A 14227-nucleotide genomic window follows, 5' to 3' on the forward strand; every position below is an offset into this window, starting at 1 on the left:
GTTTGTCCAGTCCCTGTGGACTAATGGGGAGCTGTTGGAAGGCGGCTGTCCGACTTAATCCATCCAATGTGCTGGCAGGATTGCCCATCCAGCCAAACACCAAGCTGCGGATGAAGTTCGAGCCGCTGAGTTTGCGCTGGCGTTGAATGAAGCCGCTTTTTTTGCTAACGCGTCCGCTTTTTCATACAAGATGGCTTGCAATGCGGTGGCTACTTTTGTCAGTATCAATGCGCGGTCTCCTTGTCGAAGTCGATCTATTCGGTGTGCAAAACTAATAGCCTACCAGAGAGGGAGACCGCTTTCGCGGGTTAAAGTTGATGCGTATAGGGGCGTATTGCATACGCCCTTCCAGAATATTTATTTTGCCGCTGCTGCTTTCGCGTCATCCAACATTTTGGCTAATTGATCAGCCGGACGGTAGCCCGGAATCATCATACCATCCATCGTCAGCAATGCTGGTGTACCATTCACACCCAATTTTTGACCCAGCTCAAACTGTTCAGCCACTGGATTGGTACATTCCTTCGCTGCTACTTCTTTGCCGTCATTTTTCACTTGGTTCATCGCGGCTTGCTTATCATCGGCACACCAGATATTCGCCATCTTTTTGTAGGCAGGTGAACCGACACCCGCACGCGGATACGCTAAGTAACGCACCGTAACACCCTTTTCATTCAATGCGGGTACTTCTTTGTGTAACTTCACGCAGAATGGGCAATCCACGTCAGTGAAAGCATACAACACATGCTTTTCTTCACCCTTCGCTTTGAATTCAATGCTTTTGCCTGCATCAATCGTTTTGACAATCGCTACACGATCAGCAGAACGTGACGCTTCTGTCAGGCTGGACTTGGTTTGCGCGTCAATCAACTCTCCCGCAAACACATAACGCGCATCACCACTCACGTAGATGATTTCGCCGCCAAATTTAGCTTCAAACAGATTGGCAAGTGGGGTAGGTTTCAGCGAGTCTGGTGCTTGACCACCAAACATCGGCTTCAGCTTTTCGCCCAGATCCGCAGGCACATCGTCAGCCATTGCCCCAGTCGTTGCGAGCGCCATACCGATCAGTGCGCCCAGAATCATTTTTTTGTACATGGTTTCTCTATTCCTGAATGAAAATCTTACAGTAAAAATGCTTATTCTTTAATCAGATAGTGGATGATACCTTATCATGGCTGACTGTAGCGTGTATATGATTCCCCACATTACAGTCCCTTAACCACGCGGGTGATGCTGGCGATGCAAATCTTGTAACCGTGCCTGCGCCACATGCGTGTAAATTTGTGTGGTGGAAAGGTCGCTATGCCCCAACAACATTTGTACGACCCGTAAATCCGCCCCATGGTTCAACAAATGCGTCGCAAACGCATGGCGCAAGGTATGTGGGGAAATATTTCTAACAATCCCTGCTTCCAAAGCATAGCGCTGAATCAGCACCCAAAACATCTGCCGAGTCATGCCACTGCCGCGAGTAGTGACAAAAACTTGTTCGGCAATATCCTTGCCTTGCATCAACAAGCCCCGCGCATCCCGCAAATACGTTTGTATCCAGTCATGAGCTTCTTCCCCCATCGGCACAAGACGTTCCTTATTGCCTTTGCCCGTAATGCGAATAACACCATTTTGCAGGGATAATTCATTTAAACGAATTCCCACCAATTCAGACACCCGCAAGCCGGTGGCATACAACAATTCCAGCATCGCCCGATCACGCAAACCACGCGGATTACCAATATCAGGTGCTTGTAACAAGGCATCGACTTCTTCTTCTGACAACGTATGCGGTAAATGCCGACCTTGTTTGGGCGCTTCGATCTGCGCGGTGGGATCATCTTTACGCAAGTTTTCGCGTACCTGCCAACGGTAAAAACGCCGCAAGCTAGACAATAAGCGGGCGGTGGTAGCCGCTTTTGCACCATCACGTACCCGAATGGCTAAATATTCCAATAAGTCACCACGTTCTGCCTGATCTAACGCCACACTGCGTTCATCTAGCCAATGGCATAACAAGCGCAAGTCACGTTCGTAACTGGCCAGTGTATTTCGGCTCACCCCGCGTTCTGACCAAAAAGCGTCCAAAAAACGATCAATTAATCCTTGATTCAGGCAATTTATACGCATGATAGCGGGTAGGGATTTTTTTTCAGGTTTCATGGTCTTATGACAAGAGAGTGAAATGTGAACAAACTCTACGAATATCCAAAGGGCTAAAATAATGACTAATAATGAATACCAGAGCATGGCGATGAGCCAATACATGCTGCGAGAATTTCGGGAACAATGCAAGCAACAACAAGATGCCAAAACACAGGAAAACACTAAACTTGACTATCAGCAGTTCGATCATGAAGTGCTAACTTACCCGATTTTCTCTAACCATGCGTGCGGTAATCACGATGCCAAAGAGTTACTCAAAACAAACTCAGAAGAAGCCTATTGCGAACGCTGGCGTGTTTTTTATGAGCCTAACCCATGGAAACTACCGCAAATAAACTATCAAAAACAACTAGATGAACAATTAGAAGTTTTAAAACAACGCTTATTTCATTTGAATTCACCGCGCCTGATTCTATTTATGGCGACATTTATCGTTATTATTTTGTTAGTAATGCGCGGTCATTTTCTATTGCCGAGTGTGCCTATCCTAGCACTGGCAGGATACTGGTATGCATCGGAGCGTAAGATTCGCGCCACTCAACAACTGTTAGGTAAACATCTCGATAAAATGCAGGCGTTGGATGTACAAAAGGAAAGCATCGCCCACCAGCTTGAAAGTTTACCGCCACCCGCAATGCTGACACAACTCAATACTGAATATCAGCAAGCCGTAGCAAAACTGTTCTACAATACCTTGCTGTATCTACTGCCGCCAGCAGAATGCAGCAACTTGTCACAAACGTTACGCCAACAACGCTGGGAAGGTTTTATAATGGAAAGCTGGGGCTATCTACAACTACCCTTAGCTGCACAACAACACACAGAAATCAGGCACACTCTATTAGACGATAAGCATATTCCCCTTGTTGCGATGCAGGATGACCCGTATGGGCGCAAGGGACACAACGTATACCGCGTGCAATACATTCATTTGTGGATCTTAACCCAGCGCGGCCTACTCATGGGGCGTGGGTATTTTGACCGGGTTGCCAAGCAATTCCTGTATGAACAACAAGAATTTTACCCTTATGCGCAACTATCACACCTCGAACTCATCGAACAGTACTTACCCGAGGAGCCGCTATTAAAACAACGTTTGCCAGAAAACCTTTATCAGCGTTATTTCCAGCAAGCAGTAAGTGTGATGAGCATTAAAACAGTAACCGGTAAAAGCTATGAGTGTGCAGCATTACCTGTCAACGAACGCCCTTTCCGCCAAACCGAATGGCAAGAACATTACAGGCTAGATACCGATATACAACACCTAAATCGTTGTTTACACCAACGTATGTATGGTTTGGCTAAAACGGCTTAGGGATGTATGAATGGATTTAAGCAGCCATCAACGCCGCGATTTTTGCAGCATCAGGGTTTAAAATAACCCCTTTTTCCGTAACCAGTGCATCAACCAGCGCAGCAGGCGTTACATCAAAAGCAGGATTCCAAGCCTGCGTGTGGTAAGCAGCAATGCGCTGATTTGCAACGTTCAAGACTTCTTCCTGAGAGCGCTCTTCAATAGGAATAGCATCACCACTCAGGGTTGCCAAATCAATGGTGCTGGTCGGGGCAACTACCATGAATTTTACACCGTGGTAACGCGCATTCACCGCAAGGCTGTACGTACCAATTTTATTGGCGACATCGCCGTTCGCCGCGATACGGTCAGAGCCAACGATGACCCACGACACTTTACCCTGTTTCATCAAGTGTGCCGCTGCACCATCGCAGAGTAAATGTGCAGGAATTTTATCCTTCACCAATTCCCAGGCTGTCAGACGCGAGCCTTGCCACCAAGGGCGGGTTTCATCAGCATACACATGTTCAATTTGCCCATTGCTATAAGCACTGCGAATAACGCCCAGTGCTGTACCATAGCCACCGGTTGCCAATGAACCTGTATTGCAATGGGTCAATACAGCATGAGAAGGCTGAATCAATGCACTACCCAATTCACCCATACGGTAATTAGCATTAATGTCATCTTGATGAATTTGTTGTGCCAGCGCCAGCAATGGTTCTTCTGGATCGCCTTCTACCGTGTCTGCTAAATCACACATGCGCTTTAATGCCCACATGAGATTGACAGCCGTCGGACGGGAATTTTGCAGAATGTCGATTTCCGCACTCAAACGCTTACGCCAATCTTGCGGATATTGTTTGTAACATTTTCTCGCAGCCATCGCAGCAGCATAAGCGGCGGCAATCCCAATCGCTGGCGCACCGCGTACCACCATATTCCGAATGGCCTCGGCGGTATCTTCAGCACTGTATAACTGTACATACTGCTCGTTATGCGGCAGTTTGCGCTGGTCAAGTAACACCAGATGATTGTCTTTCCACTCTACGGCACGGATCGAATCGTGTTGACTCATGATGATTTTCGGCATAAATAGGTTGCTTTACCGTGGCAATCTTACAACACCCAATGACAATGGAAATTGATTTACTCATTACACCTGAATGGATTATCACCGTTGATTCAGGCAATCAGGTTTTGCGACACCACACTATAGCAGTGGATGATAGCAGGATTGTGGGCATTATGCCCACTTCTGAGGCAGAAAAACGTTATATACCCCGACAAATTGTCGCATTACCGCAACAAGCGTTACTACCAGGGCTGGTGAACGCACACACCCATGTCGCTATGTCGCTACTCAAAGGTTTAGCAGATGACTTACCCCTGATGGACTGGTTACAACATCATATCTGGCCTGCGGAAGCCCGTTGGGCAGATGCTGAATTTGTCTACAACGGTGCTCAACTTGCCATAGCGGAAATGATCCGTTCCGGTACAACCTGTTTCAACGACATGTATTTCTTCCCCGAAGCTGCGGCACAAGCGGCAGATGAAAGCGGAATCCGTGCCTGCATTGGCATGATCATCATCGACTTCCCCACGCGTTGGGGCAGCGGTGTTGAGGAATACCTGCAAAAAGGCTTAGCCTTGCATGACCAGTTGCAAGAAAAACCGTTGCTAACCACCGCTTTTGCCCCACATGCTCCGTATACCGTCTCCGATGAGCCATTGCATAAAGTGCTGCATCTCGCTTGCGAACTCGATGTGCCTATACACATGCATGTGCACGAAACGGCGTTTGAAGTCCAGCAAGCACAAGCACAAACGGGGTTACGCCCCCTCACGCGCTTGGAGCAACTGGGCCTACTTGACAAACATTTCCTCGCTGTCCACATGACGCAATTAAATGATGAAGACATTGCCTTACTCGCGACCAAGGGCGTACACGTCATTCACTGCCCAGAATCCAACCTAAAACTTGCCAGTGGCTTTTGCCCGGTCGCAAAACTCACCGCAGCAGGCATCAATGTCGCACTCGGTACCGACGGCAATGCCAGTAACAACGACCTAGACATGCTAGGTGAAATGCGCACCGCTGCCCTGATTGCCAAAGCTGTCGCCCAAGATGCCAGTGCCATACCCGCCACCCAAGCCTTACGCATGGCAACCATCAATGGTGCAAAAGCCCTAGGCTTGGATGCAAAGATTGGCTCGCTGGAGGTTGGCAAATCCGCCGACATGATTGCCGTTGACCTTGGCACACTCGAATCCAGCCCCCTATACGACCCTGTTTCACACTTGGTATATTGCACCAGCCGCGAACAAGTCACACACACCTGGGTAGCAGGCAAAGCACTGATGATCAATCGCCAACTGACTACGCTGGACAGCGCCACCCTGATTGCCAAAGCGCATTGCTGGCAACAAAAAATTGGAGAAACCTCATGACCCAGACCACACCCAATGTCGACCCCAATGAAATCCGCAAATTTGAAGACCTCGCTTGGCGTTGGTGGGATCGAGACAGCGAATTCAAACCGCTCCACGACATCAACCCCTTACGCCTAAACTACATCGACGACCACGCGCACATCAGCGGCAAAACCGTCATCGACATTGGCTGTGGTGGCGGCATTCTGGCGGAAAGCATGGCGCAACGCGGGGCAAACGTGACCGGCATTGACATGGGCGCAACCCCGCTCGAAGTTGCTGAACTCCACGCGCTAGAATCGCAAGTGGAAGTCACTTACCGGCAAATTAGCGCCGAAAACATGGCAGCAACCGCACCAGCGTCATTTGATGTCGTCACTTGCATGGAAATGCTAGAACACGTTCCCGACCCTGCCTCAGTGATTGCCGCGTGTGCCACACTGGTCAAACCCGGTGGCGATGTATTCTTCTCCACCATCAACCGCAACCCCAAAGCGTTTGCATTTGCGATTTTAGGCGCAGAATACGTGATGAAGATGCTGCCCAAGGGCACACACGAATACGCCAAATTCATCAAGCCCTCTGAACTCGAACGCTGGGCGCGTTCTGTCGGCTTAGAACTGCGGAATATCACGGGGATGACATACAATCCGCTATTCCAAAGTTATCGTTTAGGAAAAGACGTAGATGTTAATTATCTCATGTATTTTAAGAAGGAAATGTGATTAATGTTTGATAGTAAACGACTGATTAGCTTATTGCTAATCATGTTCGCCGTCAGTGGTTGTGCCGTCCAGTACGATAATGTAACGCTTACCCCTGAGGGTAACCCACGCTTACAAAACCTGACACCCAAGATGAAGCAGCGTATCGACGAATTAAACCACGCACTGATTGCGCTTGACCCTGCTATTGTCGACCCGCGAGAAGCACAATCGGTTGCCCATGATGCTTTTGTATACCCCATGTATTTAGCAAACGACTGGGGGTTAACATGGCCGCCGGTGTTCCATAATACCTTGCGTAACTCCAAACAGCGCAAAGCGGGGTTGTGCGTGGATTGGGCGCGTGCCATGCGAGCGCGGATGCGTACCAAAAACCTAAAGACTTTCGACCTGTATTGGGGAGTCGCCTACAAAGGCAACCCATGGCGCGAACACAGTACCCTGATTGTCACCGCCAAAGGCAAACCTTTTGAAACCGGTATTTTGCTTGACCCATGGCGCAATTCTGGCGACTTGTATTGGAGTACCATCAAGAATGACCTCCAATACCCCTGGAAATACTTTGAAGGCCCCGGCTAAGCCTTGTGGAACGTCAACACCAACACATCTCGCCATGCGGGTTGTGTTGGGTCTGCGGGACTAATCTCCGTTACCCCGTGGTAAACGGCATGATCATTCACCAATACCAAATCCCCTGCTTGTGCCAAGGTTCCTTCCGCTAAAGGCTGCATGGCATTGTCGTAAATACGACTCACACCGCCATTAACATTGTGCCGATCCATCATCATAATCAGAATATACTCTGCACCGTCTTTATGGATACCTTCAGGTGTCGGCTTACCCTGTTGATCAGGGCGGGCAATAATACGGAATTGATGTGCCTGGATACGCCACAATTCTGCTGGACTACGCGAAAATTGCTGTGTTGCCCAACGCACAATTTCTTTTAACGCCGGGTTTTTCAAGGTGGTGGGTAACCATGCGCGGAAGTGGCGATTAAAACCGCCATGCACACGGTTGTAGTGACTGCTTTGATAATGCGGCTCATGAGGCAAGACATCTAATGCATTGTTTTTCCAATGAAATACCGAATAGCGCCGATAACGATAATTACCCCCATCCCGCAAATACGGATCCAGCAACAAGCCTCCCCAACTGTGGCGAAAGCGCTGGTATGCCTGCCCCATACGACGAGCTAGTTGTTGTTGTAGGCGATTGTTTTTTCCCATCGCGAACATAAACCCTGGTTTTTGCAATAGCGTATCCACTTGGCTCACTTTATTTCAATGCTTAATCATATTGTAATTTAGTGATATTGCCTTGACCAGATCACGCGGGTGTATTAGCGATAAGCGTAGCCCTTATGGGAGCGGGATACCCCTCTACCGTCCGCGTAATGTCTGTGGAATCAAGGAAGTCCACTAATGATTCGCCTTTACTCCACGCCGTACAACGCTGCTCTTGTGTACTGGTTGGGGTAACATCTACCACACGAATATGGGTGAATCCCAGCCGTTTCAACCACAAACACAACATTGGTACAGAAGGAATAAACCAAACATTGCGCATTTTGGCGTAACGGTCATGTGGCATTAGCGCCGTGTGTTCATCACCTTCCACCACCAAGGTTTCTAAGACCAATTCACCGCCTGCACGCAAGGCACGGCGTAATTCCTGCAAATGCCCCAACGGATCACGGCGGTGGTACAACACCCCCATCGAAAACACCGTGTCGAAACCTTTTTGCTGCAAATCCGGCAAATCTTCACTTTTCAACGGCAACATCCACACAGGATGCTCACCGGCATAACGTTGCATGAATTGGAACTGGGTCAGGAACAATAAAGTGGGGTCAATGCCAATCACCGCTTCTGCCCCAGCACCTCGCATACGCCAGAGGTGATAACCGCTGCCGCACCCCACATCCAACACCAGCCGACCGGGTAAAGGACTCAGATGCGGCAATACCCGCTCCCATTTCCAATCCGACCGCCACTCGGTATCCACTTTAATGCCAAACAGCTCATAAGGCCCTTTGCGCCAAGGAATCAAGGCTTGTAACACGGTATGCAATTGCGCCTGAATCGGTGCATCAACTTCAGCGGCTGACCCCAACGTCACGGCACGGCTATTGAAATCAATATGCTGAGTCGGCAATACCGGCGCATTTGCCAACGCTGCCTGCCACTCCTCCCACTTACCGTGCGAATGGTGCAGCGCACTATCCAGTTGCTCAGGCAACGTATTCAGCCAAGGCGCGAGACGCGATGTTTGCAAGAAAGCGTAGAGTGAATCCAACCCGTTCACACTTTCACCGCTAATAAGGAAGCAAAATTAAAACCCTGGAACCACTTGACGGTTTGGGAAAATCCCGCTGCTTGCAAGCGCTCCACCTGCTGCTCAAACGTATCGGGAATCAGCACATTTTCCAACGCGGAACGTTTCTGGCTAATTTCTAGCTCGCTATACCCATTGGCACGCTTGAATTCCAAGTGAATATCCGTCAATAACGCCTGTTCTGACGCATCCGCAAACTGAAGCTTCTCCGACAAAATCAAAACACCGCCCGGCAATAAACCCTCATAAATTTTACACAACATCAGCAAACGCTCGGCAGGCTTAAGGAATTGCAGCGTAAAATTCAGCACCACCACCGACGCTTTTTCCAAAGAAATTGCCTGAATATCCGCACATTCCACCTGAAACTGCCCCATTGGCAAATGCCGTTGTAAGATTTGCTCACAGCGCCGTGTCATCGCCACCGAATTATCCACGCATACAAAGCGCACCCCATCTGCCCGCACTTGCGATGCCATCGACAAAGTTGCCGCACCCAATGAACAACCGAGATCGTAAATCTGAGTATTGGGTTGAGCGTAACGACGAGCAATTACCCCCAACAAGCCAATGATCGTCTCGTACCCCGGTACAGAACGGCGAATCATATCAGGAAAAACATCCGCGACCGCTTCATTGAAAGCAAAATCAACCACTTGTCCTTGCGGGAGTGCGTAGATGGAATCACGTTGCATTACGCTGCCACTGCCTCCCCCGCCCAACGTGCCTCACCCGGCTGACGCGCAAACACCACATGCTCACCCGTGCGTTTGCCCGCATCAGCGCCAAGAAAGTACAGGTAAGGCGCAACCAACGCTTCAGGACGCGCCACACTCTGGGGATTTTCACCGGGGAAATTCAGGGTACGCATACTGGTACGTGCAGGCCCCGTATCCACCGTATTCACTCGGATAAAATGCGCAGGGTCATCATATTCCGCCGCTAAAATATCGCAAAACGCAGTCATTCCGGCTTTTGCCACCCCAAATGCGCCGTAAAACGCTTTATTCGACGTATGCCCCGCAAACACAATCGCTGGGTCAGCCGCTGCATTGAGTAACGGCAAACAAGCCTGTGTCAGCAGAAAATTAGCGTGCAAATTTACCATGATCATTTTCGACCACAGTTCTGTATCGTAGTGACTGATCGGCGTAAATGCCCCCAGCCATGCCGCATTCAGCATCACCCCATCCAAACGCCCTAATTGTTCACGGATATTTTCAGCAAGATCGTAGTAATCTTTGGCGGTAGCACCTTGCATATCCAGCGGATACAGCGCCGGTTCGGGGTAGCCTGCGTTGACGATTTCGTCGTAGGTTTCCTCCGCGCGACGCACTTCTTTGTCGAGCATGACGACGGTTGCGCCATATTGTGCACAAGCTTTAGCAATCGCTTTGCCCATGCCTGCGGCAGCACCCGTGACCAAAATCACGCGCTCTTGCAAAGCACTCTCAGATGGCACATAAGCCAATAAATCTTGCTGCATTCCTGTCTCCGCTTGGGGTCAACCTCAAAAGAAAGCGAGTTTAACGCTTATCGAAGCGGGGGTGTAGGGCACAGGTCAAGTTTTAAGGCGACAACACCGCGTACACCAACCAACCGGTATACCCCACGTACATACTGAGTAATAGAATACCTTCCCAATGTGTTAGATGCCCCGGCTTTCTGAAACCGTAAGCCATAATGAATAGACCCACAGTGACTGCTAACATAAGCGGGAAATCACGGGTCAACACCTCATCGGCAACAGCAATGGGGGAAATTGCCCCAGCGATCCCAACCACCGCCAAGGTGTTAAACAAGTTCGAGCCAACAATATTGCCCAATGCCAAATCGGATTCACCTTTACGAGCCGCCGCAATCGAGGAAGCTAACTCCGGCAACGAAGTACCCAGCGCCACAATTGTCAACCCAATAATCAAATCACTCACCCCCAATGCATTCGCAATATCCACAGCACCCCACACGAGAATCCGCGAACTGATGATCAACAGCACCAAACCGACAGCCAACCACATCAGTGCAGTTTTCAACGTCATGGGGTGGCTTGCCAATTCCTCTTCCACTTCTGCGGATAACGCATCCTGCCGCCCACGCATCGCCGAGTAAATAGACCAACCCATAATCCCAAAAAAAACCACCAGCAGGATCACCGCATCCCAATGGCTGATTTCCCCATCCCATAGCAGCAAACCCGACAGCAGCGTCACCGCCAACAAAATCGGCATTTCTTTGCGGACAATATCGGAATGCACTGCAATGACGGCAATCACTGCCGTTATCCCCAAAATCAACGCGATATTCAATATATTGGAACCATAGGCATTGCCCAATGCCAAGGCTGGATTGCCCTCCCACGCGGCAAAGGCAGATACGGTCATTTCAGGGGCGGATGTACCAAACCCAATAATAACCATCCCGATCAGAAGGGATGGCATTCCTAAATGTTTTGCTGTGGCAGCAGCACCTTCGACAAACTTGTCGGCACTCCATACCAATACAGCAAGACCGACAACAATAGCAGCTAGCGACAACAACATATTGGTTTCCTTTACATTCTGACAAGATGTGACGGTTTATGCCATTTTTAGCGATGGTCTGCTAGTATCCCCTACCTCTAACCAGCAAATGTCACGATAATAACCCCATGCTTAAACTGCTTAATAATTGGTATACCCGACACTTTTCCAACCCCCAAGTCGCCATTTTGGCGATGTTATTATTATTGGGCTTTAGTTTCATTGTTTTTGCCGGAAAAATACTCGCGCCGCTGTTAGCTGCCGTCATTATTGCCTACCTATTGGATGGCGCGGTGCATTTGTTACGACGTTATAAGCTGCCCCGTTTTGCCGCAATTCTGCTGGTATTCAGCCTATTTATAGTCATGCTATTATTGATTTTGGTGATACTAGCACCGCTTATGTTCAAACAAGCGACGCAATTTGCTCTGGAAATTCCGGGCATGATTGCCAGTGGGCAAAGTGTTTTACTGACATTACCTGAAAAATACCCCACCCTTGTTTCAGAACAAGCCATTCTGGAATTACTCAATAGTCTACGCAATGAGTTGACCCAGTTATCCCGGCATGTGTTGAGTTTCTCCTTATCATCGGTATTCAACCTGATAGCCTTTGTTGTGTATCTGGTTGTTGTGCCGCTACTCGTATTTTTCTTTCTCAAGGATAAAGATCTGGTACTGAGTTGGTTTTCCACGTTTTTACCGCAGGATCGCGAATTGGTGATTCAGGTCTGGCGCGAGGTCAACGGTAAAATTGCCGGTTACGTGCGTGGTAAATTTCTGGAAATCCTGATTGTTTGGGCAGTGTCATTTGTGACCTTCCTTGCATTTGACCTGCGCTATTCGATGCTGTTGTCGTTTTTAGTCGGTATCTCAGTGCTGATCCCCTATGTAGGGGCTGCGGTCGCCACTTTACCAATTGCGGTGGTAGCCTATTTTCAATGGGGTCTTAATACCGATTTTGCCTATGTCATGATCGCTTACGGTATTATCCAGTTTCTTGATGGTAATCTGCTCGTTCCCTTATTGTTTGCCGAAATGGTCAATTTACACCCTGCCGCAATTATCACTGCGGTGCTATTTTTTGGCTCAGTCTGGGGGATTTGGGGTGTGTTTTTTGCCATTCCACTGGCAACACTGATTAATGCCGTCATTAATGCTTGGCCTCGACAACACACCAGCATCTTGCCAAATCAGTAAGCCGAAATAGGCGATACGAAGCCAGCCGGTTTCAGTGCTAACAACGAACAGCCGAGTTCTGCTGTGATGTTCTCGGCGGCATTGCCAATCTGTCAAGACCCGTAGCTTGAGTCTCTAAACGGCTTAGGGTTATGCCCTGAAGTCACGCTGTTACTTCAGATCAAAGGTTTCACCGTAGCGTGGCAAGCATACCGGAGCAGCCAAGGTATTGCGCAAGTGTTCCGCGAAGACCGCTTTGGCAACCGGTTCGCCATGCACCAAAACCACTGGCGGGCGCGGGTCAAATTGCGCATACCAGTGGGTCAGGGCAGCTTGGTCAGCGTGCGCCGATAGCCCGCCAATGGTGTGGATTTGTGCAGCAACGCGGATGGTTTCCCCCCACAGGCGGATATGTTTTGCACCATCGACCAATGCCCGCCCCAGTGTGCCACGTGCCTGAAAGCCGGAAATGAGGACGTGGCAATCACGCCGCCATACATTATGCTTGAGGTGATGGCGAATGCGCCCACCGTTACACATACCACTTCCGGCGATAATGATCACGCCACTGTGTATCTGGTTGATACGCATGGACTCTTCGGGCGTGCGGGTAAATGTCAGGTTCGGCAGCAACGGGCTATCGCGGTGTTGCCGCCACAATTGTGAGGACTCATCATCAAACAGGTCGCAGTTCTGGGCGTAGGCGTGCGTGGCTTCGATAGCCAGTGGGCTGTCGAGGAAAATTTGCCAACGCCCCAATCCCCACTCGTCAAAGTATTTGGCAAACAAGTAAAAGATTTCTTGGGTGCGCCCCACTGCAAATGCCGGAATCAGGATATTGCCTTGTTTGGCAGTCACTTCCCGGAACAGGTTAGCCAACTCTTGGCGGGTAGCGTCCCAATCGCGGTGCAGGCGGTCGCCGTAGGTGCTTTCCAGCAATACCATGTCGGCTTGTTTGATAATGGCGGGGTCTTGCAGCACTGGCATCCCGGAACGCCCCAAGTCACCGCTGTACACCAGCTTGCGGTCGTGTTTACCGCTGTGTAACCACAATTCCACAAGCGCTGAACCGAGAATATGCCCGGCATCCATCAACCTGAGCGCCGCCAGTGGCAGAATCTCCAAGCGTTCGGCATAGTCCAATGTCTGGAAATGAGGGAACACCGCTTCAGCATCTTGGATGGTGTACAGTGGCTCAATAGGGCGCAAGCCTTTGCGTTCACGCTTGCGGTTTTCCAGCTTGGCATCTTTTTCATTCAGGTAAGCAGCATCCCGCAACATAATGCGGCACAAATCAGCCGTGGCTTTGTGGGTGTAAATAGCCCCACGAAAACCGTGTTTCACCAGCAATGGCAAGCGCCCGGAATGGTCGATATGGGCATGACTGAGGATAACGGCATCAATGCTGGCAGGGTCAAACGGAAACGGGTCACTGTTGCGTGCCTCATCCCGCCAGGAACCCTGAATCAAACCGCAATCCAACAAGAGTTTGTAGTCACCGACCGTCACTAGGTGGCACGAGCCAGTGACTTCATCAGCCGCGCCAAGAATTTGCAGTGTTATTGTCATGTCTTATCC

At 49.7% G+C, this 14227-nt stretch carries 15 protein-coding genes; 5 read left to right on the plus strand and 10 right to left on the minus strand.

What is annotated here, in order from left to right:
- Positions 1-54 precede the first annotated feature (54 nt).
- From BLV87_RS19370 to xerD, 3 genes are all read right to left on the minus strand, one after another.
- The gene (locus BLV87_RS19370; protein ID WP_175517799.1) at positions 55-228 is read right to left on the minus strand and encodes a hypothetical protein; all 174 of its coding nucleotides are present in this window, start codon (positions 226-228) and stop codon (positions 55-57) included.
- A gap of 129 nt (positions 229-357) precedes the next feature.
- Positions 358-1098: a DsbC family protein gene (locus tag BLV87_RS11025; protein WP_093068695.1), complete on the minus strand. Its 741-nt coding sequence runs from the start codon at positions 1096-1098 to the stop codon at positions 358-360.
- 120 nt (positions 1099-1218) lie between these two features.
- On the minus strand, positions 1219-2157 hold the full coding sequence (gene xerD / locus BLV87_RS11030) for a site-specific tyrosine recombinase XerD (RefSeq protein ID WP_093068696.1): 939 nt from the start codon (positions 2155-2157) through the stop codon (positions 1219-1221).
- 61 nt (positions 2158-2218) lie between these two features.
- Here xerD and BLV87_RS11035 point away from each other — a divergent pair, with 61 nt between their 5' ends.
- The gene (locus tag BLV87_RS11035; protein WP_139282163.1) at positions 2219-3475 is read left to right on the plus strand and encodes a hypothetical protein; all 1257 of its coding nucleotides are present in this window, start codon (positions 2219-2221) and stop codon (positions 3473-3475) included.
- A gap of 16 nt (positions 3476-3491) precedes the next feature.
- Here BLV87_RS11035 and mtnA read toward each other — a convergent pair whose 3' ends face one another.
- Complete coding sequence (gene mtnA / locus BLV87_RS11040; RefSeq protein WP_093068699.1) at positions 3492-4547, minus strand: S-methyl-5-thioribose-1-phosphate isomerase; 1056 nt, start codon at positions 4545-4547, stop codon at positions 3492-3494.
- 44 nt (positions 4548-4591) lie between these two features.
- Between mtnA and BLV87_RS11045 the strand changes: the two genes are divergently transcribed.
- From BLV87_RS11045 to BLV87_RS11055, 3 genes are read left to right on the plus strand one after another with little or no spacing between them, the layout of a single operon-like run.
- Complete coding sequence (locus tag BLV87_RS11045) at positions 4592-5908, plus strand: TRZ/ATZ family hydrolase (protein ID WP_093068701.1); 1317 nt, start codon at positions 4592-4594, stop codon at positions 5906-5908.
- Positions 5905-6615, plus strand: coding sequence for a bifunctional 2-polyprenyl-6-hydroxyphenol methylase/3-demethylubiquinol 3-O-methyltransferase UbiG (gene ubiG, locus BLV87_RS11050; RefSeq protein WP_093068702.1), 711 nt, complete (start codon positions 5905-5907; stop codon positions 6613-6615). Before BLV87_RS11045 ends, ubiG begins: the two co-directional genes overlap by 4 nt.
- A 3-nt stretch (positions 6616-6618) precedes the next feature.
- Positions 6619-7194 carry a hypothetical protein gene (locus BLV87_RS11055; RefSeq protein WP_093068704.1) on the plus strand — a complete coding sequence of 192 codons (576 nt, stop codon included), beginning with the start codon at positions 6619-6621 and terminating at the stop codon, positions 7192-7194.
- Here BLV87_RS11055 and BLV87_RS11060 read toward each other — a convergent pair.
- The 5 genes from BLV87_RS11060 to BLV87_RS11080 all read right to left on the minus strand — a co-directional run bounded on the left by BLV87_RS11060 (position 7191) and on the right by BLV87_RS11080 (position 11492).
- A complete protein-coding gene (locus tag BLV87_RS11060) occupies positions 7191-7892 on the minus strand; it encodes a 2OG-Fe dioxygenase family protein (RefSeq protein WP_245707002.1) in 702 nt (233 codons plus the stop codon). The two genes, BLV87_RS11055 and BLV87_RS11060, sit on opposite strands and share 4 nt — an antisense overlap.
- A gap of 52 nt (positions 7893-7944) precedes the next feature.
- Entirely contained in the window at positions 7945-8922 is a 978-nt protein-coding gene (cmoB, locus tag BLV87_RS11065; protein ID WP_093068705.1) for a tRNA 5-methoxyuridine(34)/uridine 5-oxyacetic acid(34) synthase CmoB, read from the minus strand.
- Positions 8919-9647, minus strand: coding sequence for a carboxy-S-adenosyl-L-methionine synthase CmoA (gene cmoA / locus BLV87_RS11070; protein WP_093068707.1), 729 nt, complete (start codon positions 9645-9647; stop codon positions 8919-8921). Before cmoA ends, cmoB begins: the two co-directional genes overlap by 4 nt.
- The gene (locus BLV87_RS11075) at positions 9647-10438 is read right to left on the minus strand and encodes an SDR family NAD(P)-dependent oxidoreductase (protein ID WP_093068708.1); all 792 of its coding nucleotides are present in this window, start codon (positions 10436-10438) and stop codon (positions 9647-9649) included. The genes cmoA and BLV87_RS11075 overlap by 1 nt, the downstream gene beginning before the upstream one ends.
- Positions 10439-10520: 82 nt before the next feature.
- Positions 10521-11492 (minus strand): calcium/sodium antiporter, encoded by a 972-nt coding sequence (locus BLV87_RS11080; protein WP_093068710.1) that lies wholly within the window; start codon positions 11490-11492, stop codon positions 10521-10523.
- A gap of 107 nt (positions 11493-11599) precedes the next feature.
- Here BLV87_RS11080 and BLV87_RS11085 point away from each other — a divergent pair, with 107 nt between their 5' ends.
- On the plus strand, positions 11600-12670 hold the full coding sequence (locus BLV87_RS11085) for an AI-2E family transporter (protein ID WP_093068712.1): 1071 nt from the start codon (positions 11600-11602) through the stop codon (positions 12668-12670).
- Between the two features lie 150 nt (positions 12671-12820).
- Here BLV87_RS11085 and BLV87_RS11090 read toward each other — a convergent pair whose 3' ends face one another.
- Entirely contained in the window at positions 12821-14218 is a 1398-nt protein-coding gene (locus tag BLV87_RS11090) for an MBL fold metallo-hydrolase RNA specificity domain-containing protein (RefSeq protein WP_093068714.1), read from the minus strand.
- Between the last annotated feature and the right edge of the window lie 9 nt (positions 14219-14227).

It is taken from the genome of Thiothrix caldifontis (assembly GCF_900107695.1).
Taxonomy (GTDB): Bacteria; Pseudomonadota; Gammaproteobacteria; order Thiotrichales; family Thiotrichaceae; genus Thiothrix; species Thiothrix caldifontis.

Coding starts and splice junctions, on each gene's coding strand:
- BLV87_RS11025 (WP_093068695.1), bottom strand. CDS start 1,098: ATGTACAAAAAAATGATTCTGGGCGCACTGATCGGTATGGCGCTCGCA.
- xerD (WP_093068696.1), bottom strand. CDS start 2,157: ATGAAACCTGAAAAAAAATCCCTACCCGCTATCATGCGTATAAATTGC.
- BLV87_RS11035 (WP_139282163.1), top strand. CDS start 2,219: ATGACTAATAATGAATACCAGAGCATGGCGATGAGCCAATACATGCTG.
- mtnA (WP_093068699.1), bottom strand. CDS start 4,547: ATGCCGAAAATCATCATGAGTCAACACGATTCGATCCGTGCCGTAGAG.
- BLV87_RS11045 (WP_093068701.1), top strand. CDS start 4,592: ATGGAAATTGATTTACTCATTACACCTGAATGGATTATCACCGTTGAT.
- ubiG (WP_093068702.1), top strand. CDS start 5,905: ATGACCCAGACCACACCCAATGTCGACCCCAATGAAATCCGCAAATTT.
- BLV87_RS11055 (WP_093068704.1), top strand. CDS start 6,619: ATGTTTGATAGTAAACGACTGATTAGCTTATTGCTAATCATGTTCGCC.
- cmoA (WP_093068707.1), bottom strand. CDS start 9,647: ATGCAACGTGATTCCATCTACGCACTCCCGCAAGGACAAGTGGTTGAT.
- BLV87_RS11075 (WP_093068708.1), bottom strand. CDS start 10,438: ATGCAGCAAGATTTATTGGCTTATGTGCCATCTGAGAGTGCTTTGCAA.
- BLV87_RS11080 (WP_093068710.1), bottom strand. CDS start 11,492: ATGTTGTTGTCGCTAGCTGCTATTGTTGTCGGTCTTGCTGTATTGGTA.
- BLV87_RS11085 (WP_093068712.1), top strand. CDS start 11,600: ATGCTTAAACTGCTTAATAATTGGTATACCCGACACTTTTCCAACCCC.
- BLV87_RS11090 (WP_093068714.1), bottom strand. CDS start 14,218: ATGACAATAACACTGCAAATTCTTGGCGCGGCTGATGAAGTCACTGGC.